Consider the following 24756-nt stretch of genomic DNA (forward strand, 5'->3'; position numbering starts at 1 on the left):
AGGAAGCGGCCGGAGCAACTAGCCAGCTTTGCGCGGTCGCCCCGCACGCCGTTCAGGAAGTGTTATTCGGTTCTCAAGGATCAGAGGTGCCGTTTTGTCGATTGTTACCGAGACATATCAGCGTCCTATTTGACTTTTCTGCAGAGGAGTCATCTTTGCACTTTATTTTCAGCCACAGATAACACGGATTACACAGACAACGCCCCATGCGGCGGCGTCCCTGCACCTGTCCGGATTGGGTGCAACACGTGGGTAGGGCGGGTCTCTGGCCCGCCGTGGGTGGCTGGTTCGACAGCGGGCGGGCACGGCGGCCCGCCCCTACGGGAATGGGCGCCCTTCCGGGCACCACCGTGCGGCCGGAGACCGCACCTACGACAAGAGCCGCCATCCGCACAGATCGGACGCCACGGATATAAGGATCACCACCGCCACGCGGAGTCGGCATCTGAGGATGCCGACCCAGTCGCTGCGCAGCCGTCGCCGTCCCTTCACCCACCTGGATCTGGCACCCTCGGGCGGCTGGGAGCCGCCCCTACCGCACAGCCAAAAGTAAAAAAACGAATCGGGTGGCCCTCAGTATGGCCCAAAGGGCGCCGGCGGTCAACGCTGGACCAGGGGCAAGAAGAGCTGGCCGCCGGTGAGCCGAAGCGCCATCTCCACCCATGGCCCTGTCCGCCCCAACCGGTCGATCCCCCGGGCCCGTACCCAAACCGGCTCGTCGGGTGCCAGCGGCAGGGCCGTGGAGCCACTGGCCGGCCAGGCGCCGCCCACCGCCTGCCATTCCCCGCTGCCCCGACGGGATGCCAGCTCCACCCGCTCCACGCCGGCGGCATCGTCACTGGCCGACCAGTGGATGGCCACGCTCCCGGATGGCGCGCCCGACGGAGCAAGCGCCTGCCAGAGAAGGACAACAGGCGGCGCCAGATCCAGGGCCGCCGTGATAGAGTGGGTCAGGCTGACGTTGCCGGCCTGGTCCTGTCCCCAGTAGGTCAGCCGGTGGACGCCGGCCGACTCCAGGCGGACCGGGCCGGTGTACAGCTGCTCTCCGGCGCCGTCCACCCCATACCAGATTCCCGCCAGGCCGCTGACGCTGTCCTCGCCCTGCAAAGTCACCGTCACCGCCCCAGTGTACCACCCGTTCATCTGGGGGCCGGTCAGGATGGCCGTCACCGTGGGCGGGGTGGTGTCCACTCCCAGGGTGAAGACCCGGCTGAGGGCCACGTTGCCGCTGTGGTCCGTGGCCCGGAACTGGATCCGGTGCAGGCCGTCGGGCAGGGGTGGCAGGGAGGCAGCGATGTGCTGGGGAGCCCACGGGTTCTCCGGGAAGGAAAAGCTGGCCGTCCTCGTTCCCGACAGGCCCGGCCCTTCCAGCACGAGTTCGCCGGTAGCCAATCCACTGACCCCATCGGTGACCGGGAGGGTGACGGAAAGGGCCACGCTTTCCCGTTGCCAGCCCTGGGGCGAAAAATCTGCGCCAAATTCGGGCGAGGTCTCATCCTGGATGGTGACCTGCCCGCTGGCCGGCCGGCTGGGGTTGCCCGCCTCGTCGAAGGCGATGGCCTGGATGGCCGTGGGACCGGCACCACCGTAGGCGGGCCAGCTCACCGTGGCGTGGGGCGCTGCCGGGACGGGCGGCAACTGCCAGACCTCCACCCGATCCAGGGCCAGGTCCACCTCCCCCGGCCAGGCCACCCGAAACTCCAGCCCCCGGGGCGGTGTGAAGAGGTAGAAGTCCACGGCTACGGGGCTGTAGACGCCGCCGGAGATGAAATCGCTGGGCCAGACATCCCGCAGCCCCAGGATCTGGTTACCCAGGTCATCCACCACATCCAGGCGGGCAACCCGCCGGGCTGGCGTCAGGGTGCCCGTCATGGCGCCGGTCATGGTGAACGTCGTGGTGGTAAGCGTCGTTGTGGCGGGTGGCGTGGCCCGCAGCCAGAACAGGGCGCGGTAGGAGCGGCCAGCCGGTAGGCGGGTGGTGTACGGGCCGTACCAGACGCCGGCCTGATCCACCCCTGCGCGGGCCTGGAGGGCCTGTCCGTTGGCCGCGGCTGTGTCGCTCACCACCTGGCCACTGCCTGGCGTTTGGTAGAGGGACTCCCCCTCCCACACCCAATTGCGGCTGAGGCCGAGCCATCCCGTCGAGCGGGCATCCCCGGGGCGGGTAACCGAAATGGGGATGACGGATCCGGTGACCACAGCCGGCAGGGAGAGGGCGGGCGTGGCCGGCGGCGTAGCGTCGAAGGCCACCACGACCTGGTCCATCTGCGTGTCGGCCACCCGCAGGGTAGCGGTGTAGGTGACAGCGGCAGGGGCCGGATCCGGCCGCCAGAGGCCACCGTCCGGGCTGATGGGGTAGGTGACGCTGATGCCGCCAGGCATCTGGATGGCCAGGGTGGCAGTCACGCCGTGGGGCAAGAGGGGCCGCCAGCGCACGGCCGGGCCGGGTAGGACCGCTGCCGGCCCCAGGTCCAGCAGCGCGCCCAGGGGACGGCCAGGGTCAGTCGCGTCCTGGAGGTAGACGCCGGTGTAGTAGTGACCCAGGATCTGGCGGTAGTTGTGGCCGGCCTGGGCGCGGCGGAAGGCGCCCCACTGGCTCAGGCCGTAGCCGTGCCCCCAACGCGCCTGCCCCAGGGCGAAAAGGTCGGGCACGGCCTGGAGGTAGCTCACGTTGGGATTGGTGCGGGTCGGATGGCCATTCTCCGCGCTGTACATGGCCACGATGGGCCAGCCGAAGGGATCATCCCGGGCGCTCAGGTACTGGCCTGCGGTGGCTGCCACCGCGGCATCGGTGCTGGGATAGCGTTGGTCGCACATCATCTGGAAGTTGGCCCAGTCGGTGACGTCGTAATCGGGCCGGCCCACCAGGATCTGGCGCCAGGCGTAGGTGCGGGCGGCCACGGCCTGGGCGGCCAGCGCGTCGAAGGGCCAGCTGGCCGGCACCTCGGCAGGCACGGCCCGGGCCACATACTCTTCGAAGGGGATGACATCCACCTGCCAGGCGGGCACATCCCGGCAGCCGTTGCTGGGGTGGTGGGCCACCCGGATGGTGGCGGGGTACGGGGGGACGTGGTCGGCGCTAACCAGGTCCCAGGCCAGCTCAGCCTGGGAGAACGGGTGGACGGCATCGGCCTGAGCCAGGGACGTCAGCTGCCCCGTGGCCGGGTCGTACGCCACGACGCCGCTGGCAGCCGCCACCTGCAGGGAGCCGTCTGCCTGCCACTCGGGCGAAAAGCCCGGGATGACCGTGATGAGCTGGGCTGCGTCCACGTCCACCAGGTAGACCCGGGCCTGGGCGGCCGTCTGGGTGCCCAGGGGCGCGACGGCCACAGCCACCAGACGTCCATCCGGGCGCCACTGCAGGGGGCCCAGGTGGGCGTGGGCCTCGTCCAGGAGCACCACTCCGTCCACGGCCAGGTAGGCATGGCGGGGATCCGTGCCTGTCTCCACCTGGGGGGCCGGCGGGGTGGAGGCCGCGGCCACCCGGGCCATCCCTGTCAACAGCAACAGCACCAGCCCGACACCCACGGCCGCCACCAGCGCCACGGCCTGCAACGCCACCCCCCTGGCCGCCCGGTTACAGCCCCACCGTCGATTCACCATCACCATGCGCACCTCTTCCCGTGGGCCTACGCCCGCGACGCTCACACTTGAGCCCCTTTTTTCTGTGGGGCCACTCTATAGTACACTGTTAGCGAGATAACTGATTTCAACCACCCATTGGTTTCCCCCATTCAACCACACCTGTGACAGCCTGACATCCGCTTTATGACAGAGTTGCTCTGCGCAACAGTGGTAAAGTGGTAAATACGATGAGGACAAATACGAGGACAAATACGATGAGTACAAAGGAGAATCCCATGACCACACGCCTGAAATCACTCACCTGCGTTGGACTCATCCTGGTCCTCTGGCTGCTGGCGGCCTGTGCGCCGGTTCCCGGGGCGGCCCCTACGACCAGCGAATCGGGCGAGGGGGCCGCTGTCCGGGAGCTCCACGTGCTCAACTGGCAGGGGTACGGCTCGGACGAGCCGTGGGCCATCGAGCAGTTTGAACAGGCCCACAACGCCCGGGTCATCCACGACTATTTTAATTCCGAGGATGAACTGCTGACCAAGCTGCGCACCAGCCCCGGCAAGTACGACGTGGTCCTGCCCAACATCGCCTACATCCCGCCCGCCATTCAGGACGGGCTCCTGCAGCCCATCGACGTCAGCCGGCTGGCGGTCTGGTCCAAATTGCCGGAGCGCTTCCAGACCTTGCCGGAGATCGTCCACGAGGGCGAAGTCTACGGCGTTCCGTGGGCCTGGGGTGCCACTTCCCTGGTCTACAACACGGAACTTTACCCCGAAGGCTTCGACTCCTTGAACGTCCTGTGGGATCCGGCCTATGCGGGGCAGGTGGGCTTCGAGGACAACTATGAAGACGCGGTGATCTTCGCGGCCCTGGCGCTGGGCCTGGAGAATCCCAGCCAGCCAGAGGACCTGGACGCGGTGCGGGCCAAGCTGGAAGCCCTCATGCCCAACGTGCGGGCCTTCTGGCAGTCGGAGGATGAGTTCAACCGCCTCTTCAGCAGCGGCGAGATCTCCCTGGGCGTCTACTGGAGCGGCTCCACCTCCCGGGCCCAGACGGTCTTTGGCCTGCCCATCGCCTTTGTGATCCCCCAGGAAGGGGCCATCGGCTGGATCGACGCCTGGTCCATCCCTGCGGACGCGCCCAACCCGGAGCTGGCCTACGCCTGGATCGACTTCATGAGCAGCCCGGAGTTCTACGTAGAGTGGGACCGGGTGGCGGGCGCGCCGGTGCCGGCCAACCCCGAGAGCCTGGCCCAGATGCCCGAGGACTCCTTCACCAACACCGTCTTCGGCGATCCGTCGGTGGTGGAGAAACTGGCCTTCATCACCTACACGCCGCCGGAGGTCCGGGAGCAGTGGATCGAGCTGTGGCAAGAGGTGAAGGCCGGCGCCAAGTAAGCGCCGTCCAGCCTAAACCCAATCACAGGGCAAGTCATCTGGCATGAGAAAAGCGCCTTCCCGGTGGAGTCTGGTGGCCCTCCTGGGGCCAGCCTACCTGTGGCTGGCCCTCTTCGGTTTCCTGCCCCTGCTCATCATGCTCTACTTCAGCTTCCTGAGCGATGTGCCCTTGGGCAACCGGACCGTCCACCTGACCCTGGAGAACTACGCCCGCTTCTTCTCCCGGGGCTTTTACAGCCGCCTCACCCTGGATTCCCTGGTGATGGGCGCGTACACCACCCTGGGCTGCCTGCTCCTGGGCTATCCCCTGGCCTATGCCCTGGCCCGATACGTGCAGGGACGCTGGCAGACGGCCCTCTTCCTGCTGATCATCGTGCCCTTCTGGAGCAACTCCCTGATCCGGCTCTATTCGTGGATCATTGTCTTGGGCAAAGGCGGGATTGTGAGCGCCCTGTTGAGCCGGTTGGGCATTCCCCTGGAGGATGGGCTGCTCTTCACTTACCCCGCCATCATCATCGGGTTGGTCCACGCCTACCTGCCCTACATGGTGCTGACCATCTACGTTGCGCTGGATCGCATCGACACCTCCCTGCTGGAGGCGGCGGCCAGCCTGGGGGCCCGGCCCTGGCGGACGTTCCTCCGGGTGATCTGGCCGTTGAGCCTGCCGGGCGTGCTGGCCGGCGTGATCCTGGTCTTCATCCCGGCCATCGGCTCCTTTGTGGAGCCCCGGCTGTTGGGCGGGCCGGCGGGCACCATGTTGGGCACCATCATCGAGGACCAGTTCGTGCAGGTCTTCAACTGGCCCCTGGGCGCGGCGCTCTCGTTCATCCTGCTCCTCATCGTGATCCTCATCATGGCCCTGTCGGCCCGGCTCCTCGGCCTGGCCACATGGGACCGCGGCCAGGAGGCGGGCCATGGGTGACCGGCCTGCCCTGGGGGCCTGGCTGGCCCGCACCTACATTGGGCTGTCGTTACTCTTTCTCTACGCGCCGGTGCTGGTCATGATGCTCATGGCCTTCAACCGCTCCCAGCTCAACGAATTCCCCATCGTGTGGGACCTGGTCTGGTTCCGGCGCCTGGCCCAAAACGAACGCCTGATCCTGGCCACCCTGAACAGCCTGGCCCTGGCCCTCCTCTCCGCGCTGACGGCCACCGCGCTGGGGACCCTGGCCGCGCTGGCCCTGGCTCGCTACCGCTTTCGGGGGCGGCAGCTGTTGCAGGCGCTCCTCATCCCGCCCATCACCATCCCCTGGCTGATCCTGGCGGTGGCCATGCTGCTGCTCTTCTTCTGGGCCGGCATCCCCCGCAGCCTGGCGACCCTCTACCTGGGTCATGTGACCATCCAGCTGCCCTACACCATCCTGGTGGTGAGCTCCCGCCTGGCCAATACCGATCCTGCCCTGGAGGAAGCGGCGGCCAGCCTGGGCGCGCGGCCCTGGCGAACCTTCTGGCGGGTCACCTTCCCCCTGGCCCTGCCCGGCATCCTGGCCGCGGGCCTCTTTGCCTTCACCGTCTCCTTCGACAACTTCGTGATCTCCTACTTCCTGGCGCCGCCGGGCGTCTCTACCCTGCCGGTGGAGATCTACTCCGCCATCCGCAAGGGCTTCACGCCGGAGATCAACGCCATTTCTACCATCGTCTTCCTGCTCTCCGCCACCAGCATCCTGGTGGTGGGGCGGGAGATCAGCCTGCGTTAACTGGACCTGGACATGAGCGACGTACGCCTGGAGCATGTGACCTTTCGCTACGGCGATGTGATGGCCGCGGACGACGTCACCCTGCATGTGAGGGAGGGGGAGTTTTTTGCCCTGCTGGGCCCCAGCGGCAGCGGCAAGACCACCATCCTGCGGTTGGTAGCCGGCTTTCTCCAGCCTCAGTCGGGCGCTATCACCATTGGCGGCCGGCCTGTGGCGGGCATTCCGCCATATGAGCGCCACATTGGCTTTGTCTTTCAGCACTATGCCCTCTTCCCCCACATGACCGTGGCCGAGAACGTGGCCTTTGGGCTGGAGAGCCGAGGGGTGCCCCGGGCGGAGATCCGTCGGCGGGTGAGCGAGGTGCTGGATCTGGTCCAGCTGACCGGGCTGGACGGGCGCCGTCCGGCCCAGCTTTCCGGGGGGCAACAGCAGCGGGTGGCCCTGGCCCGGGCCATTGTGACCCAGCCCCAGGTTTTGCTACTGGATGAGCCCCTGGCCGCGCTGGACAAGAAGCTGCGCACCCAGATGCAGGTGGAGCTGCGCCAGTTGCAGCAGCGGCTGGGCATCACCACCCTCTTCGTCACCCACGACCAGGAGGAGGCCCTGACCCTGGCCGACCGCATTGCGGTGATGAACCAGGGGCGAATTGCCCAGGAGGGGCCACCGCGTCAGGTCTACGAACGCCCTCGGACCCTCTTCGTCTGCGACTTCCTGGGCGAAGCCAACATCCTGCCTGGCACGGTTCAGGCGGTGACCGGGGACGCCCTGACCGTTGGCCTGGCAGGCGGCGGCCAGATCCAGGCCCGGGGGGAGCAGGTGGCCGGCCGGGCCTGGCAGCCAGGGGCGTCCATCATCTGCGCAGTGCGGCCGGAGAATGTCCGTCTGGCGGTAGAGGCACCGGCCACCCCATTTGCCCTGGAAGGGGCTGTGGAGCACATCGCCTACAATGGACCCAGTGTGAACTACCATCTGCGCCGGGCCGGTGGGGACGAGTTTGTGGTCTTCGCCCAGAATGGCCTCTTGCCTGAGCCGCCTGCCCTCGGTCAGCGGGTCTACGTCACCTGGGATCCGGCCCACACCCTGGTGTTGGAGGGCTAGCACCATGGTTGATCAAGAGGTGTTCTACGAGGAAGTCCGGGAAGCATTACATCATCTCTACGACTATGACCGGCTCCGGTCATTGCATCTCAGGGCATGGCTGCAGGCTGAACCCGGCTTTACAGGTCCTCGAAGCCTAAAACAGATCCTGATCGATGCCGTAGAAGCCCTCAGGCCAGAGGCCGAAACGCCCATGGATGCACCCGATTGGCGCATTTACCAGATCCTTCTCTACCGTTTTGTCCAGGGCATGAGTACCCAAGAAGTCGCCGGTCAACTGGGACTGGGTGAGCGCCATTATCGGCGACTTCAAGCCCGGGCCATTGAACGCTTTGCCAGGCTTTTATGGGTACGGCACCTGGAAATCACTGAAGCAGGAGAGGAGGAAGCAGGGCTCCCAGACAGCAGCTGGCCGGAGCCCAAGGTGGGCTCTGACCTGGACTGGCTGCAGCGTGAAGGCACCCTGCAACAGACCCAACTGTACGAAATCTTTATTCAAGTGGAGCAGCTCTTGGCACCTTTAGCCCGAAACAGAGGTGTTCACATTGAATTCCATCTTGTCCCGGATCTTCCACTGCTGCGGATTCATCCACAGGCCATACGCCAGGCGATGGTGAGCACCCTGGCCTTCATGCTTGACCGTACACTGGCCCATCGTGTCCGGGTTGAAGCCCGTACCCAAGGGGAAGTTATCCAGATTACCATTCAGCCATGTTCCGATTCCTCCGCCCCTGCTCCACCCCAATCGGCAGCGCTATTCACAAAACCCTCTGCCCTGGAAGCGCTGGCTATTCCCCGCCAACTGCTGGACATGTACAACGGCAACCTGCAGGTCGGCCGGATTGAGTCTGGAGCCCCCATGCTCACCCTCCAAGTCCCTGTGGTCCGGCGTCTGCCCGTCCTGCTGGTCGAAGACAATGAAGATACCACCGAACTGTTCAGCCGCTATTTGGAAGGGAGCCCGTACCGTCCGGTTATCGCCAGCTCCAGCCAGGAAGCCATCTTTCTGGCCCAAAGGGTGAAGCCCAGGGCCATGATCCTGGACGTCATGATGCCCGAACAGGATGGATGGGAGACGCTGATCCTCTTCAAAGCCCATCCCTTGACCGCGACCATCCCGGTGATCGTGGCCACAATCCTCACGGACCGGGAGCTGGCACTCTCGTTGGGAGCCGACGACTTTCTCCATAAACCAGTCAGCCAGGAACAACTACTGGCAGCACTTGACCAGGTAATTCAGCCATAGCGTTGGTATCCTCTACCTCCGTGGCTCGCTCGACCGGGGGAATGGCGCCGGTAAAAGCCTGGCCCACCGCCTGAATACAGCGCATGAGCTCATCGGCAGAGAGCCCGCCCCGATGGGTAATCTCCAGGAGGCTGGCCACCAGTGGACTGCCGGAGGCGTCTTGGGCCGTGATAAAAAACACGGGAAGGTCTCTCAATTCTGGCTGTGCCCGGATATGATCCAGGAGCCAGGGCCCATCCAGATGGGGCAGGAGGACATCCAGGAAAAGCAGATCGGGTTGGCGTTCTTTCAGGATAGCCAGCGCTTCCTCAGCGCCCATGGCCTGCCATAAGATGTATTCCCTGTCTGCTGTTTTGAGCATTCTGGAAAACAGATGGCGGAAATCCCGGTCGTCATCCACCAGCAAGAGGGTGCGGGCGTGGGGAAACCGGGCCAGGATGGCCATCAATTGTGTGCGTTCCAGCGGTTTCAACAGGTAGCCTGCCAGCCCTCGTTCCTGGCTGTACGCCTCCAGGGAACCGGGCATGGCACACACGATCAGGGGTGCATCGCAGACCATCTTCTTGGCTTCCTGCAGCAGAGAGAGGCTTTCCCGCTGGTGCGTGGTGCGCAACACGATGCCCTGGATGGGTTGTGAACGGCTCAAGGCCATGGCCTCCTGGATGGAAGGCACGGCCAGAACTTCCGTATGATCCAGATAGCGCCGCAACAATCTTTCCAGCAGCGGCTGCGGTTCCACCACAATATACGGGGCGCTCTTCCTGGCCAACAGGAGCGCATCCGGGGCTGTTGAATGTCCAACAGGCGAGAGATCCAGGTCATTGTCAATGGGCAGACTCAGGTGAAAGGTAGTCCCCCGGCCTACTTCACTCTCCACCGTCAAATCCCCACCATGCAACCGGGCAAAGCGCCGGGAAATGTGAAGCCCCAGACCAGTCCCCCCCATCCTTCTTCGCGCGGATCCATCCACTTGACGAAACGGCTCGAATAGCTTGGCGATATCGTGAGGGGCAACGCCAGGGCCTGTATCGCAGACGGAGACGACGATCTGATCCCGATGTCGACTCACGCGCAGGATGACATGGCCGACTTCAGTAAAGCGAACAGCATTGCTGAGAAGGTTCAGCAGGATCTGGCGGACCCGTGTAGCATCCATAAATGCCGCCGGCAGGTCAGGTTCCATGTCAACGCGTAGGGATAGTCCCTTGGCTTCGGCCAGAGGACGGATGGACGCGGCAGCTGCTTCGGCAATTTCGGGCATCCTGGCCCACTCCCGGACCAGGCCCATGCGCCCCACATCCAGTTGACTCAGGTCGAGGATATCGTTGATCAGCTCAGAGAGATGTTGGGCATTGCGGAAGACCACATCCAGGTCGGCCAGGAGTGCAGGCGGCAGACCGTTGCGAGCGTATGTCCGGGGTGCCCGCAGGATCATTTCGGTGAAGCCGGTGATCATGTTGATGGGGGTGCGCAGTTCGTGACTGACATTGGCCACGAACTCGGCCTTGGCCTGGCGGGCCTCTTCCACGATGGCCTTGCTCACAGCCAACTTCCGATTGGTTTTGGCCAGCTCCTGGTAGGCCGCGTCCAGGCTCTTGAGGGTCTGCTGGAGTTTAGCCTGAACCTCCTCCAGTTGAGCAGCTCGTTGCCGGGCCTGAAGATGGCTGTGCCAGGACCAGAGGGTCAATGTCCGCATGGGCTTGGTTCCCTGCCAGGTGAGCAGAAAGCTCAGCCAACACAGCAGAATGCCGATCCAGGCGGCCGTAACCGACAGGTTCGCCGGATGTACGTCCATGGCGTACAGCAGCAGAGCGCTCATTACCGCGGCAGAAACGAATCCTACGGCGGGTCCCAACGTGAAGACCGCGATGGCCACGGTCAGGTGAAAAAAAAGGGGAAGAGGAGCGCTGGGATAGAGCCAGGTGGCCCACAGCCCGAGTCCGGTCAGGCCAACAAGCAGGGTGGTGGCAGCCAGCCAATAGCTGTAGGCCAGGATCCAGAAGCCAAGCAATCCCAGGCCCATGGTGGCGAGGCAAAGCACGAAGGCTGGGCTCGGGCTTGCCCCAGAAAAGGGCGCGGCGGTAACCCATGCAACCAGCATGACCAGCGCCAGGACCCTGCGCAGCATGGCCCCATGCAGATCTCCCATCACTTCCACCCTGTATTGGGGCAACTGTAAGTTGACTTGCGAAATTTCCATCACACGCTCCCTGAGCAGAAGTGGAACAAGATGGCGGCGCTGTCCATTATAGACCAAGTCCTGCAATCTGCACGACGAAAGTCATGATCAGGTCCGCATCAAGTCCGCCCGGGTATTGATCTGCCTTCGGCCCATGGCTAAAATGAAGTGTATATGGCTCCCCGCACAGCACTCACAGACATCGAAGGGTTTGCCCACTGCGCCCTAAAGGGAAACTCCGCTGCCCTTCGCGAAGTTTCAGGAAAATCTGTTTTGCCTCAATCGCTGTAGCTTCAATGGCTATCCACGCAGACGCTTCTGACGGTGCCCAGACGGATTCACGCCAGGCTCCAGGGGCGCAATGAGATGAGATTGACCACAAAGGGAGGAACAATATGGCAGGTCAAGCGGTATTTACAGGAAAACCGTTCACCCGAAGACAGCTACTGCTGGGGATGGGAAGATTCGGCCTGGGCATGGGCGCGATGTCAGCGTTAGCGGCCTGTATGCCGGCTGTAGCGCCAACAGCCCAGACCGGAGGCGGAGAGGCTCAGACGCCATCCCAGGAAGCGGTAACCATCCAGTATTGGACATTCTGGGCGGATCGGTGGGGGGAATTTCAGGGAAAAATTGTGGAAGAATACAACAGGACCCACAATGACATTCGGGTGGAAATGCTAATCGTGCCATGGGGAGAACTGGCCACCAAACTGCTCACCGCCGTCTCCGCCGGCAATCCCCCCGACTTCAGCATCATCAACCGCAGTGAGGTGGTGGAGTGGGCCGTGCGGGGCGGTGTGCTTCCCCTGGACGATTATATCGCCGCGTCGGATGAGGTGCACCCGGAAGACTGGTTTGAATCTGCCTGGACAGAATGCGTATGGGAGGGTAAGGCGTACGCCCAGCCCTTCGAGAGTGGCACCTACGCCGCCTGGTATCACATCGGTCTCTTCGAAGAAGCTGGCCTGGACCCCACGGCGCTGCCCACCACCTGGTCGGAGGTGGATGCCATGGCCGAAGCCATCACCCAGGGCACCCCCCAAGATGGCTATACCCGCGTGGGATTCATCCCCTGGGGATCCCGGCAGGACCTGCTCGGCTGGCTGGCCGGCGGCGAATGGTATGACGAAGAGACCCAGCAAATTACAGCCGTCACGCCAGAAAATATCGCTGCCATGGAGTGGGTAAAACAGTACGCGGACAGGTATGGCGGCGAGGCGTTGGAGCGCTTCCGCCAGAGCCTGGGCGGCGGCGACACCGAGGATGATCCCTTCTACCGGGATCAGCTGGGTTCAGTCTGGAAAGGAAGCTGGTCGTTGTCGGCCAAGGTGGAGTACGCGCCAGATGTCCCCTTTGATGTACGCCCTCTGCCTTACCGGGACGGTACCAGTAACGACAGTGTCAATCAGGGTTCGGCGTGTGTCCTACCCAAAGGCTCGCCCCACCCCGATCCCGCCTACCAATTTCTCACCTGGATGTCCATCCATGGCGTGGCCATGTGGGTGCCCTTCGCGGCCGACATGGTCTCTCGCAAGGATCAGACGGACATTTACCCCGACGCCCTGCCCGACAACGAACAATTCCGGGGCTATTGGAAGCTCTACAACGATGCCCTGGCCTACGCCCACCACGAGCCGGCCATGCCCGCCCGCCGCTTCTGGAACGATCAGTTAAGCGCGGCGGTGGATGCCATTGTGCGTGGGGCCAAGAGCCCCGAACAGGCGCTTCAGGATGCCCAGGAGGCCACCCAGCGGGAGCTCGATAAAGCCTTGGGGAAGGCATAAAATAGAACGGGCGATATGTGCCGGGGGCGTAGTAAATCCCGGCAGAAATTCGCTGATGATTTCCACCAGAGGGAGTGCGTCCAGAGGGCACCCGGAATTTCTGCCGTGGTATTTACGCCAGACTGTAGTAGTGCCCCTGGCACGCGAGGAAGCTGAGCGAAACCAGCCATGACGACCATCACGGAAACCCGGCCAGGGGAAAAGGGAGCCCGTGCGCGCCTGCGGCGACCATCCCGCCGGCAAATCCGCGACAATCTCACCGGCTACCTCTTTTTTGCACCCTGGATGATCAACCTGATCTTGTTGAACGCGTTCCCCATCGGCGCGGCCATCTACTACAGTTTTACCGAATACTCTGTGCTGCAGGCGCCCCGGTGGATCGGACTGGGAAACTATCACGAGATGTTTTTCGTGGACGAATTGTTCTGGACGGCCATCTACAACACCGTCTACTATTGCCTCTTTGCGGTGCCGCTGGGCCTGGCCCTCTCGCTCTTCCTGGCTGTGCTCCTGAACTACCGCATCCGGGGCATCTCGTTCTTTCGGACCACCTTCTTTCTGCCCTCCATCGTGCCGGCGGTGGCCGCATCCATCGTCTGGGCCTGGATCCTGCACCCGGAGTACGGCCTGATCAATGACCTGCTGGCCCGGGTTGGCATCCCGGGACCTCCCTGGTTGACCAGCGAGATCTGGTCCAAGCCGGCCTTTATCCTCATGAGCCTCTGGGGCATCGGGCCCACGACTATCATTTTCCTGGCCGGATTGCAGGACATCCCGGCGCACCTGTATGAGGCGGCCGAAATCGATGGCGCCAATAGCTTCCAGCGCTTTCGTCACGTGACAGTCCCCATGCTCACGCCCACCATTTTCTTTAACCTGGTGATCGGATTGATCGGCGCTTTTCAGATCTTTACCCAGGTTTACATCATATCCGAGGGTGGGCCCCTCTGGTCAACGCTCTTTTATGTGTACTACCTGTACCGGCATGGCTTCCAATACTTCAACATGGGCTACGCATCGGCTTTGGCCCTGGTGCTCTTCGCGATCATCCTGATCTTGACCCTGATTGTGCTGGTCACATCAAAGCGATGGGTCTACTACGAAGGCGCTGAGTTGCGGTGAGCTATGCCGATTATGCTGCGGAGGGGAGCCCCTCCCCAAGGGAAACAAGCCATGGGCAAAAAATCCGACGCCCTGCTGGAACCGGTTCTCCAAAGCAAACGGGTGCTGACCATCTTGAACCAGACAGTCGCCTACGCCGTGTTGATTGGCGCGGCCATCGCTTTTCTTCTACCCCTGGCGTGGATGATCAGCACGTCCCTCAAGCCCAAGGAGCAGATCTTCACCTATCCGCTGATCTGGCTCCCCGATCCGCCCCAATGGGCCAACTATTCCAAGGCCCTCAACAACCCTTCATTCAAATTTCTGCTCTTTCTGAAAAACAGCCTGATCTATGCCGGGCTGTCCACCGTGGGGATCGTCATTTCCTGCTCTTTTGTGGCCTACGCCTTTGCCCGACTCCGCTGGTGGGGGCGGGACTTCTGGTTCGTGGTGACGCTGAGCACCATGATGATCCCCTATCCGGTGACCCTGATACCGCTGTTTCTGGTCTTCAAGCAGTTGGGATGGGTGGGCACCTTCAAGCCCCTCATCGTGCCTAACTTCCTGGGAACCGCATTCTTTATCTTTCTGCTGCGCCAGTTTTTCCTGACCATCCCCCTGGATCTCTCCGATGCCGCCCGCATCGACGGCGCCAGCGAACTGGGGATCTTCACCCGCATCGTCCTGCCCCTGTCCAAGCCAGCCCTGACGACGGTGGCACTCTTCACCTTCCTGTTTACCTGGAATGACTTCCTGGGGCCGCTCATCTACCTGACCGACGGCAGCAAGTATACGTTGGCGGTGGGCCTGGCAGCCTTCCGGGGCCAATACCGCACCCAGTGGGACCTCATGATGGCGGCCGCCACTGTGGTCACCCTGCCGGTGGTCATCCTGTTCTTCTTCGCGCAACGGCAGTTCATCCAGGGTATTACTCTGACGGGCATAAAGGGCTAAATCAGGCCACGTTCGGATGCCTGATGGAATATATTTCAATCGAATCTGGAGCTAACACCATGGGTGAGCACGCTGAGCACGTTGACATAGCAGCCTGCGGAGAGCTACGCTGGTGGACGGGCGGGGAGCGACACGACCTGCGGGTACACCCGGTGGAACGAGACGCCCAAGGTTGCTGGCGTCCTGGCCAGGACCCTCAGACGGGTCTATGGCACCTGGGCCTGGAGTGGGACGCTCCACGGGACATCCATAGTGTGGCTGTCGAATATGCCCACCAACCCCCACTCGGCCTGGAGGTCCACTACTGGCGCATGCACTGGCCCACCCCTGCCCCCGAACGGCGACCCGGTGCCCGTCGTGGCTGGATCGGACGGGACGACCCCTGGCACGGCCGCTGGACCCGGGTCCGAGGCGAGTACCGCCAGCATGGCCACACCGTCACCGTCCACTTCGACCCTATCGATCTCCCCGAGCTGGGACGGGAAAGTGGGGCGCAGTTGGAGGAGGCCGAAAATTACCTGGCCCCTTTTCGACGCACCCTCAAGCTGCGGGTGGTAAGCGGAGGAGACGAGGCCCCCCAGGTGAAACGGATCCAGGTCTTCTCCACGGCCCGATGGGCGGAAGGAACCATCGCAATCATACGGGTGGATGGGGGGGAAGTGGACGGCTTGCAGGTGGAGGCCTTCAACGGCGAGGTTCTGGAGTCCACAACCACGCCGGACGGGCTACAGCTGCATCTGCACCATGCCAGCCGCGCCACCACCCCTGGCGACGAGACCCTGCTCACCCTCCGCACACCAGAGCATACCTTCACCTTTCGGCTGAGGGACCTGGAGTCAGGGCCGCTCTACCTTCCCGACTACAAGGTCTACATTGCCCGCCCCGGTCATCCCCATTTCGCCGACTACCTGCGCCAACTGGAGACCAAACCCAAAAACCTCTACGACCGGGTGGAGGACGAGCCCGAACAGAACCTGGCCCGGGCCATGGCGGAGATCCCGCCCCTGGACGTGACCAAACAGGCCCCCTTCGGCCGCTACGTGGCGCTGGGCATCGACGGGGGCAGGCAGGAATGGGCCTTGCGCTACAACGGCGAGCTCTTCGCCGACAAGCGAGAGTTGAAGCTGGCCGGGCGGGATGCGGCTCGCCTGCTGTGGCCCGGCCAGCAGCTGCGCTTCCGCTTTGGCAGCGGTGACCCACCCGACTTTCGCGAAGGACGGAAGGCGACCCAGCAGAGCCGACTGGAAGGGTGGCTGCCGGTCTTCACCAGCCGGTGGCTGGACCGGGAGATTGAGTACGAGCAGACCGCATTTGCGGCGCCCTTGGCAGGCCCAATGCAGGCGGCCGAAAGCATTCGCGGCGACGAGGACGTGGTGGCCCTGGTGCGTTTCACCCTGCGCAATACCACCCATGGCACCAAACAGGCCCTGCTCTGGACCGTCATTGCCCCCCACGAACAGGTGGAACTCCGCGATGGCCTGCTCCTGGGTCTGGGTCGGGTGGTGCCGGACGTCCCGGTCCAGCGACAGTGGCAGGTGGACCCCTATCCTACCCCCTACCTGCGCAGCGCCATCGACATCCACGGCCGAGGCCACCTCTCGGCCCTGCCGCTCCCGGAGGAGGTTGCCGCTCCAGCGGCAGTGGCTACGGCTGTACTCTACCGTGTCGAGCTGGCCGGCGGCGAGTCCCACTCTCTCACCTTCGCCTTTCCCTTTGTCAGCCTGAGCCAGCAGCACGAATGGCAGGCTGTGCAGGCCCTGAAGTTCGACGAGAAGCTGCAGAATGTCATTCATTACTGGCGGGAGCTAGTGGAGACCGGTGGCCGGATGGAGCTTCCGGACAGGGTGTTGAGCGATTTCCACAAGGCCGTGCGGATCCACGTGGCGCTGACGGCGGATAAGGACCCGGCCAGCGGCCTCTTCGTGGTGCCCGCCGCCACCTGGCGCTACGGTGCCTGTGGCAATGAGGCCTGCTGGCAGATCACCATGCTCGACCAGGCCGGCCATCACCGTCGGGCTGAGGCCTACCTGGAAACCTTCCTGGCCACCCAGGGCACCATCGGCCCTGACGGCCTCTTCGCCAGCAAGGAGGGTGCCTTCCAGGGGCTGGACCTGGACGACGGCCAGCCTATCTGGAGCCATTTTGGCTACAACCTGGACCATGGCTACATCATGGAGTGTCTGGCCAACCACTATCGTTACACCGGCGACACCCGCTGGTTGGAACGGGTCTCGCCCCACCTGGTAGCCGCCTGCGACTTCGTCATCCGGGAACGCCAGGCCACCCAGGTAACCGATGACCAGGGCGAACCCGCCCTGACCTGGGGCCTGTTGCCGCCTGGCCATCTGGAGGACAATCCGGAGTGGCGCCATTGGTTTGCCGTCAACGCCCACGCCTATGCCGGTCTCCAGGCCATCGCGGACGTCTTGGCCGACATCGACCACCCCGAGGCCTCCCGCTTGGCAGAGGCAGCGACCGCCTATCGCGACGACATCCGCCAGGCGGCCCGACGCAGCATGGCCCTTGCCCCGGTGGAGCGCCTCTCTGACGGTACAGCGGTCCCCCATATTCCCACCCGGGCCGGCCTCCGGGGCCGGGAGTGGGGGTGGTTCCGGGAAGCGGCCTATGGTGCCCTCCACCTCATGGAATGCGGCGTCTTCGAGCCATGGGAACCGGAGGTGACCTGGCTCCTCAAGGACCTGGAGGACAACCTCTTCGTCAGCCGCGAATGGGGCCGGCCGGTGGACCGGGAACGACACTGGTTCAGTCACGGCGGCATCACCATCCAGCCCAACTTGATGGACCTGGCCATCGACTACCTGCGCCGCGGTCAGATCAAGCACGCCCTGCGCGCCCTTTTCAACAACTTCACCAGCAGCCTCTACCCGGATGTGCGGGTCTTCACCGAGCATCCGGTGGTCGAATTGGGCCATGGCGTGGGCCCGTTCTACAAGACGCCGGATGAGTCCAAGTCCCTGATCTGGTTGCGGGCTTTCCTGTTGCGGGAAGAAGGGGAGACGCTGCACCTGGCCCAGGGCGTTCCCCGCGCCTGGCTGGCTCCGGGGCAGCATTTTGGCGTACAGGGCATGGCCAGCTTCTTCGGCCCGGTGAGCTACCAGGTGGAAGCCGGCGACACCGAAATCACCGGGCAAGTCAGGTTGACCGCAGGCCGTTTGCCGCAAGCCCTGCACCTGCATCTCCGGCACCCAGAACAACGGCCCATCCAGGCCGTCACCGTCAACGGCCGACCCCACGCCGATTTCGACCCGGCCGCTGAAGTCGTGCGCGTCCGCCCTGTGGAAGAGAACCTACTGGTCCAGATAAGCTACTGAAGAGGAAAAGCATCGGCCATGGATAGAAAGAAAGCTTTGATTTCTGGCGCTTCTTCGGGCATTGGCAAGGCAACAGCGATCCGGTTCGCCCAGGAGGGATATGAGGTCTGTCTGACCGCACGGCGGGAAAAGGAGCTGCTGGCCGTGCGGGATTTGCTGCCGCCAGGGGAGCATCTGGTCTGTCCTGGAGACTACAGCGATCCGGACGTGGTCGCCCAGATTGCCGCCCAGGTCCAGCGTGCCTGGGGACGGTTGGACGCTCTGATCAACTGTGCCGGTGTCTTCATACCGGGCCATGCCGTCGAAACGCCGCTGGATGCGTGGCGCAGGCCCCTGGACATCATGGTCAACGGAGCCGTACACCTGACACGCCTGGCGGTCCCCCTCATGTCCCATGGAGGCCGGATCGTCCACATCACCTCTATCCATGGAGAAAGGGCCGAGGCACGGGCCAGCGCCTACGCCATGGCCAAGGCGGCCTTGAACCAGTATTGTCGCTGTCTGGCCGTGGAATTGGCAGATCGGGGCATCCTAGTGAACGCCATCGCCCCTGGCTTTGTGGACACCCCCATGAGCGTCATCGACGGCGTCAACGAGCTGGAAACCGACTGGTTTCGGCAAAGTTACGTGGAGGGCCACCACCTGCCCTTGAGGCGGCCTGGCCGCCCAGAGGAGATCGCGGGCGTTGCCTGGTTTCTGGCCGGACCTGATGCTTCCTACATTACCGGCCAAGTCATCACCGTCGATGGCGGTCTGACCATTACCTTTTGAATTGAACGATCTGTTCCTTGTCCGCCTGCGCCTGGCCATGGCACAGATGAGGCACGCGGGGAGCCGATTCGCATGACGGATTAGCTCCCCGCGCGGTATGTTTTATGGGCACCTTTCGCCTGAGCGTCTCTTACACACCACTGCCCTCCACCTGGGGAGAAGCCAGGGAGAGGCCTTTGGCCTGCGCCTGGACGTTGACGCCCTTCACCAGCAGCCACAGGGGGAAGGCGATCTCGGCGAGGGCAATGGGCAGGGCAAAATAGACCGGAGTCGTTTCGTAGTTGGCGAGGAACAGCAAGGCAAAGCTGTCGAAGAGGTAGCCGAAACCCGCCACGATGAAGAAGACCCCGAGCACCCTGGGCACGTAGCCCGACTTGACGATCAGGTAGCCAAGGGCAAAGACGTGGATGGTCAGGAACGCGATGCCGATGGTGAAGCCATAGCTGTGGGCTTCCAGAAAGAGCGACACCAGTGCGTCCACCTGCGCTTTGGTAAAGACGGCGACATAGTCCGGCTCACCGATCAGCAGCAAGACGAAGAAGTAGTTCAGCAGGTTGATGCCATGGATGGCGGTCATGGTCAGCCGGGAGACCGCCGCGGTCAGGGAAATTGTCCGGTTGACCGTGCGAAACAGGCTGTAGAGGATGACCGAGAGCACGATTTCGCTCAGCAGGACCACGAATTCGCCGCCGATCGCGGCACGGAAGAGCGAGCCAGATGACGCGATGTTGGCGACGGTGGCGGCCGCGTCGCCGGGGACAATCAGCCGGGTGGGGACATACATATGGGCGACGATCGCGGCCACGGTGATCACGAGATACAGAACGCCGGCGACTCGGGCAGCCTTGCCCGGGGAGATGTCTGCAATGGATCGGGTCTGGTCGGTCATGGGTATTTCTCCTGTTGGGTTGAACGCTCAAGTTGAATCGACAAACCGCTATGGGTGATGAACTTCAGTGCAGGTGACCGAGAGCAAGGGCATGCCCAGGTCCCGCACCTTCCGCAGTAATCCATGCAAGTCCGCCTGGTCGACCACCGGCCCGGTCAAGAGGGTCTCGCCGTTCTCCTCCAGGGTGATGCTCATCCCCTCGAACCAGCCGGCCCACCGGTCATCGAGATGTCCTGCGATGCGAATTTCATAGATCCCTGCTCTGTCATGGTCCTCGCTTGAACGGCGTTGTTGCCCCATCCTTCACCTCATTCTGTGCGCTATTCTGTGCGTTGTTTGTGTGTCGGTGAACTCTATGACGGCCCGGTCCCACCCGGTGATGGGGCCGGGGACTACCTGTCGTCCCGGGCATTGCGGACTGCTATGGATGAAATAAAACGGGAGAAGCCCCAGAAAAACAGGCCAAGCCCTGTGAAAAATAGCCCGATGCCAAACGGCGAGCCCCAAGACAAAACCACATAAAGCACTTCCATCTTTTCCCCCTTCAAACAATACAAATTGACATACGAAAACCGAATATCAACACCTGTTACGGCTACCCTTTCAAGACGCCCCCAGCATCCCCCGGCATGGGGTAAGGTTCGGATGCTGTCTTGTATGGCCAGCCGTTCCGCCCTGCTCCCCCATTGGTTACCCGCTGGTTTGGTCCAAAACGATCACCACTTTTCCCTTGGCATGCCCCGCTTCCAGATAGCGGATAGCATCGGGAACCTGGCTCAGCGGGTAGCGCCTGTCGATCACCGGCACGACTTTGCCAGTTTCGAGCAGCTCTTTCATGAAGACCAGATCCTGCTGGGTGGATTTCACCAGCATGTTCCCCATCTTCTTGCCCCCCTTCTTTGACTTCAACGGTCCCAGCAACATGGCCTGGAACATCTGGGCCATGGTGCCGCCAGTCATGACATAGATTCCCTGTGGGCTCAATGCTCGCTCGTAGGCGGAGAGAGGCTGATAGCCGTTGGCGGCCAGGATCAGGTCATAGCGTTGTCCGTTTTGGGTGAAGTCTTCCTTGGTGTAATCGATGACATGGTCAGCCCCAATCGAGCGCACCATTTCCATTTTGCGTGTACTGCACACGCCGGTAACCTCAGCGCCCAAGGCTTTGGCGATCTGTACCGCATATGTCCCCACCCCGCCGGATGCTCCGTTGATCAGCACCTTCATACCCGGGCGGATCTGCCCGTGGTCCCGCAGGGCCTGGAGGGCGGTGACGGCGGCCACGGACACAGCCGCGGCTTCCTCGAAAGTCAACCCCGCCGGTTTGTGGGCCAGCCGGCTTTCGGGGGCTGTTGCATATTCCGCAAAGGCCCCAAACCCGCTCCCGGACAGATCCCCGAAGACCTCATCACCGACCTGAAACTGCGTGACATCCTTGCCGATGGCTTCTACCGTGCCGGACACGTCCGAGCCGAGGATGGGATGCCTGGGGGCCGTTAGCCCGTACATCAGCCGGATCAGGAATGGGTCCGCCCGCAAGAGATGCCAGTCTCCAGCGTTGACCGATGCTGCGTGGATGCGGATCAGAACTTCGTCTGCTTCAGGGGTGGGTTTTTCAACTTCCCGTAGCTCGAGAACATCGGGCGATCCGTACTTTGGGGCAAAAATGGCTTTCATATCTATTCCTCCTTGCTGTTGCTTCGTTGCCTTGCTGCTACGGTCCAAGCATAGCGGCAGATGTGGTGAGGCGTCCTCACATCATCTGGTGATTCAGGTGGTGATTGATGTCATCGAGCAAGCGGCATGATACGAGGGCAAGAAAAAGCCCCGGCAGGGGAATCCATTTCCCTGCCAGGGCCGGGGTAAGTTAGAAAGTTGGGAAGAGCAGATCAGATCAAACCGAGATCCTGCGCCCTGTTGATGGCCGCCCGTCGGCTGTTCACGCCGAGCTTGCCGTAGATGTTCTTGGTATGGGTGCGTAGGGTGTTCAGGGAAACCACCAGCTCCCGGGCGATTTCGGGGCCGTTCATCTCGGTGACCAGCAGTTTGAGGACATCAAATTCCCGGTCGCTCAGCGGGTCGAGCAATGGGGGGTCCACCGGGGCGCCGGCCGTCGGCGCACCCATGGCCGCCCGCAACCGGCGCACATAATTCGACGAAATGCCTGCCTTCGCCGCCTCGGCCAGCAGCGCGGCCATGGCCGCACCGTGGCGGACGAAGACCTGCACATAACCTTCCGGTTCGGCCAATGTCAGCGTCCGTTCCAGTGCGGACAGGCTCCCGGGAATGTCATTCTGGGCATGGTGGGCCAGGGCCTGGGCGATCCCGATTTCGATGACGCTGCCCGTTCGTCCCCCCGCCTCCGCCGCGCGGCCCAGGCGATCCAGCAGGGGGAGCGCCGCGCCATGCTTGTCCTGGGCCATGAGGAGGTAGGCCAGGGTCAGGTGCTCGAACTCGCTCAGGAAGCTGATCTCGTCGTCGAGGGACAGCCCCCGTTCCCGCGCCCAGGCCAGGGCTTCGGCCAGACGGCCTTGGGCCAGCCACACCCGGGCCCGCATGGCCGGGATGGGCTTTACCATGGGGACAGGGGAGCGCAGGTAGTGGCGCTCCGCATCATCCAGCAGGAGTAGCGCGCTGGCGTGGTCCCCCTGGTCCAGCATGGCCTCTGCCCTGGCCCGACGCACGCGAAAGGGAAAATCGCCCAGCCCCGCCGGCTCGCCAAGGGCTTCGCACCGCTCCATCTCTTGCCGGGCGGCGTCCAGCTTGCCCTGCTCTCGGTAGATCTGGCTCAGTCCCAGGTGGATGTCGGCTGTGCCTGGCACCGCTTCGCCCAGTTCCTCGCCCAGCCTTTGGGCCAGCCGGGTTGCCCGCTGGTAGATGGCCGTGGCCTCCCGCAAACGCCCCTGAGCCACCCGGATGTCTGCCATGCCATAGGTGCCGCTGAGGGCGAAGATCTCGTTGCCCATCTGGGCGAAGCAGTGCATGGCGTTGGCCAGGGAGTCATGGGCAGCATCCAGATCGCCCATGGCCCATTCGGCGAGCCCCCGCAGCGCGCCCGCCTGTCCGCGCGTCAAGTAGTCGTCTTCGGGCAGCAGATCCAGAGCCTGGCGGGCGTGGACCACGCTGCCAGGAGTGTCGCCCAAGGCCTGGGCAATGTAGGCACGGGCCGCGGCCATGGACGCGGGCAAGGTGGCCAATTGCTCCGGATCCGCAATGACCATCTGCGCGACGGCGCTCTCCAGACAGCGCTCGGCCTCGTCTAGCCGGGCCAGACCGCCCTCCAGCTCACCGCCGTTGAGCAGGGCCCACGCATACGCCACACTGAGCACCGGCCTGGCCCGAATCACTTCCTCCGGCAATTTGCCGGCCCACGCGATCCAGGCGTCCGCCTGGAACTGCCCGTCCATGGCCGGCCACGCCAGCTCGATAAGCCCGGCGGCGCGCGGCCAGTCCTGGGCGGCCAGGGCGTGACGGATGGCCTGGGCCGGCAGGTCGTGTTGGGCGTACCACCCACTCGCCCGCCGATGCAGACAGGGCAGCCGGTCCGGCCATTCTCCCTGGGCCCGGACGAGCAACATCTCGGCAAAGAGGTGGTGATACCGATACCAGCGCCGCTCATCGTCCAGGGGAACGACGAAGAGGTTGCCCCGCTCCAGGGTCTCCAGCATCTCCTGGCCGCCCTCTTGCCCGGTGACCGCATCGCACAGGGGGCCGCACAGTCGGTCCAGGATGGCGGTCTGCAGCAGGAAGGTGCGGATGGATTCGGGCTGCCGCTGCAGCACCTCCTCCACCAGGTAGTCCAGCACGAAGCGGTGGCTGCCGGTGAACGTCTGGATGAATCCGGACGGGTCGGCGCGGCCCTGCAGGGAGAGGGCCGCCAGTTGCAGGCCTGCGATCCAGCCTTCCGTGCGGGCTTCCAGGGCCGCGACGGCCTCGGCCGACAGAGCCAGGCCCATGGCCTGGTTGAGGAAGACGGCCGCCTCGTCTGGCGTGAAACGCAGGTCCCGGGCCCGCAGCTCGGTGAGCTGGCCCCGAGCCCGCAGGCGGCTCAGGGGCAGGGGTGGATCTTCCCGGGTGACGATGACCAGGTGCAGGGTGGGCGGCAGGTGCTCCAGGAGGAAGGTGACGGCCTCATCCACGGCCCTGGAGTGGATGGCGTGATAGTCGTCCAGGACCAGGACGGCAGGGTTGGGCAGGTCGGCCAGCCGGTTGACCAGGGCGGTGAGCAGGGGCTCCATGGGCGGCGGATGGGGCCCTCGCAGGACCGCGGCCAGCCCCTCGCCCACGTGGCCGGCCACGGTCCCCAGGGCGGCCGCCAGGTAGGCCAGGAAGCGGGCCAGGTCGTTGTCCGCCGGCTCCAGGGAGAGCCAGGCCACCGGCGGCCCGGGCTGGTCCGGGGTGGGGGCCAGCCAGGCGGCGGCCAGGGTGGTCTTCCCGAAGCCGGCCGGCGCAGAGATGAGGGTCAACTTGCGGGCAAAGCCCGGGCCGGGGTCATCCAGCCCCTGGCGGAGCTGCGCCAGCAGGCGGGGGCGGTGGACTGCGTTGGGGCGGGGTGTGGGCATGAAGAGCTTCGTAGCCAGGATGGGAGCAGACATGGGGCAGGCGCTTTCAGGCAAAGGGTGGGGACGACCTGTCCAACCACCCGGGCAGGGGAAGCCGGCCGTGCCGGCATCCGGACCCCGGCATCTTACCCCATCGGGGCGGTTCCATCAAGCCTGGGATGCGCCTGGGGTGT

Annotated in this window: 18 protein-coding genes; 11 read left to right on the forward strand and 7 right to left on the reverse strand. The window is 63.8% G+C overall.

Annotation, left to right across the window (positions count from 1 at the left end):
• On the forward strand, nt 1-182 hold a 182-nt coding region (locus FKZ61_RS15900), incomplete at its 5' end, for a hypothetical protein (protein ID WP_211358590.1).
• Nucleotides 183-600: 418 nt separating this feature from the next.
• Here the strand turns inward: FKZ61_RS15900 and FKZ61_RS15905 are convergent.
• Nucleotides 601-3648 (reverse strand): OmpL47-type beta-barrel domain-containing protein, encoded by a 3048-nt coding sequence (locus FKZ61_RS15905; protein ID WP_141611119.1) that lies wholly within the window; start codon nt 3646-3648, stop codon nt 601-603.
• Nucleotides 3649-3860: 212 nt separating this feature from the next.
• Between FKZ61_RS15905 and FKZ61_RS15910 the strand changes: the two genes are divergently transcribed.
• From FKZ61_RS15910 to FKZ61_RS15930, 5 genes are read left to right on the forward strand one after another with little or no spacing between them, the layout of a single operon-like run.
• Nucleotides 3861-4973 (forward strand): ABC transporter substrate-binding protein, encoded by a 1113-nt coding sequence (locus FKZ61_RS15910; protein WP_170199825.1) that lies wholly within the window; start codon nt 3861-3863, stop codon nt 4971-4973.
• A 43-nt stretch (nt 4974-5016) separates the two neighbouring features.
• Nucleotides 5017-5895: an ABC transporter permease gene (locus FKZ61_RS15915; protein WP_141611121.1), complete on the forward strand. Its 879-nt coding sequence runs from the start codon at nt 5017-5019 to the stop codon at nt 5893-5895.
• Nucleotides 5888-6670 carry an ABC transporter permease gene (locus FKZ61_RS15920; RefSeq protein WP_141611122.1) on the forward strand — a complete coding sequence of 261 codons (783 nt, stop codon included), beginning with the start codon at nt 5888-5890 and terminating at the stop codon, nt 6668-6670. The genes FKZ61_RS15915 and FKZ61_RS15920 overlap by 8 nt, the downstream gene beginning before the upstream one ends.
• A gap of 12 nt (nt 6671-6682) precedes the next feature.
• The gene (locus tag FKZ61_RS15925; RefSeq protein ID WP_141611123.1) at nt 6683-7768 is read left to right on the forward strand and encodes an ABC transporter ATP-binding protein; all 1086 of its coding nucleotides are present in this window, start codon (nt 6683-6685) and stop codon (nt 7766-7768) included.
• A 4-nt stretch (nt 7769-7772) separates the two neighbouring features.
• Nucleotides 7773-9014: a response regulator gene (locus FKZ61_RS15930; protein WP_170199827.1), complete on the forward strand. Its 1242-nt coding sequence runs from the start codon at nt 7773-7775 to the stop codon at nt 9012-9014.
• On the opposite strand, the gene FKZ61_RS15935 is transcribed toward FKZ61_RS15930, so the two are convergent.
• Complete coding sequence (locus FKZ61_RS15935) at nt 8965-11214, reverse strand: ATP-binding protein (protein ID WP_141611125.1); 2250 nt, start codon at nt 11212-11214, stop codon at nt 8965-8967. The two genes, FKZ61_RS15930 and FKZ61_RS15935, sit on opposite strands and share 50 nt — an antisense overlap.
• Nucleotides 11215-11699: 485 nt before the next feature.
• Here FKZ61_RS15935 and FKZ61_RS15940 point away from each other — a divergent pair, with 485 nt between their 5' ends.
• The 5 genes from FKZ61_RS15940 to FKZ61_RS15960 all read left to right on the forward strand — a co-directional run bounded on the left by FKZ61_RS15940 (nt 11700) and on the right by FKZ61_RS15960 (nt 19135).
• Complete coding sequence (locus FKZ61_RS15940) at nt 11700-12977, forward strand: ABC transporter substrate-binding protein (protein WP_268252039.1); 1278 nt, start codon at nt 11700-11702, stop codon at nt 12975-12977.
• A 168-nt stretch (nt 12978-13145) separates the two neighbouring features.
• The gene (locus tag FKZ61_RS15945) at nt 13146-14099 is read left to right on the forward strand and encodes a carbohydrate ABC transporter permease (protein WP_141611127.1); all 954 of its coding nucleotides are present in this window, start codon (nt 13146-13148) and stop codon (nt 14097-14099) included.
• A gap of 51 nt (nt 14100-14150) precedes the next feature.
• Nucleotides 14151-15032, forward strand: a complete 882-nt coding sequence (locus FKZ61_RS15950) for a carbohydrate ABC transporter permease (RefSeq protein ID WP_141611128.1) — start codon at nt 14151-14153, stop codon at nt 15030-15032.
• A 254-nt stretch (nt 15033-15286) separates the two neighbouring features.
• The gene (locus FKZ61_RS15955) at nt 15287-18364 is read left to right on the forward strand and encodes a hypothetical protein (RefSeq protein ID WP_141611129.1); all 3078 of its coding nucleotides are present in this window, start codon (nt 15287-15289) and stop codon (nt 18362-18364) included.
• Between the two features lie 18 nt (nt 18365-18382).
• Nucleotides 18383-19135: an SDR family NAD(P)-dependent oxidoreductase gene (locus FKZ61_RS15960; RefSeq protein WP_141611130.1), complete on the forward strand. Its 753-nt coding sequence runs from the start codon at nt 18383-18385 to the stop codon at nt 19133-19135.
• Nucleotides 19136-19265: 130 nt separating this feature from the next.
• Here the strand turns inward: FKZ61_RS15960 and FKZ61_RS15965 are convergent, their stop codons facing one another.
• From FKZ61_RS15965 to FKZ61_RS15985, 5 genes are all read right to left on the reverse strand, one after another.
• Nucleotides 19266-20024, reverse strand: coding sequence for a DUF4386 domain-containing protein (locus FKZ61_RS15965; protein ID WP_141611131.1), 759 nt, complete (start codon nt 20022-20024; stop codon nt 19266-19268).
• Nucleotides 20025-20072: 48 nt separating this feature from the next.
• Nucleotides 20073-20219 (reverse strand): hypothetical protein, encoded by a 147-nt coding sequence (locus tag FKZ61_RS15970; RefSeq protein ID WP_211358591.1) that lies wholly within the window; start codon nt 20217-20219, stop codon nt 20073-20075.
• Nucleotides 20220-20416: 197 nt separating this feature from the next.
• The gene (locus FKZ61_RS15975) at nt 20417-20557 is read right to left on the reverse strand and encodes a hypothetical protein (protein ID WP_170199831.1); all 141 of its coding nucleotides are present in this window, start codon (nt 20555-20557) and stop codon (nt 20417-20419) included.
• Nucleotides 20558-20714: 157 nt separating this feature from the next.
• A complete protein-coding gene (locus FKZ61_RS15980) occupies nt 20715-21698 on the reverse strand; it encodes an NAD(P)-dependent alcohol dehydrogenase (RefSeq protein WP_141611133.1) in 984 nt (327 codons plus the stop codon).
• A gap of 212 nt (nt 21699-21910) precedes the next feature.
• The gene (locus tag FKZ61_RS15985; RefSeq protein ID WP_141611134.1) at nt 21911-24616 is read right to left on the reverse strand and encodes a LuxR C-terminal-related transcriptional regulator; all 2706 of its coding nucleotides are present in this window, start codon (nt 24614-24616) and stop codon (nt 21911-21913) included.
• Between the last annotated feature and the right edge of the window lie 140 nt (nt 24617-24756).

This window comes from Litorilinea aerophila (genome assembly GCF_006569185.2).
In the GTDB taxonomy this organism is placed as follows: domain Bacteria; phylum Chloroflexota; class Anaerolineae; order Caldilineales; family Caldilineaceae; genus Litorilinea; species Litorilinea aerophila.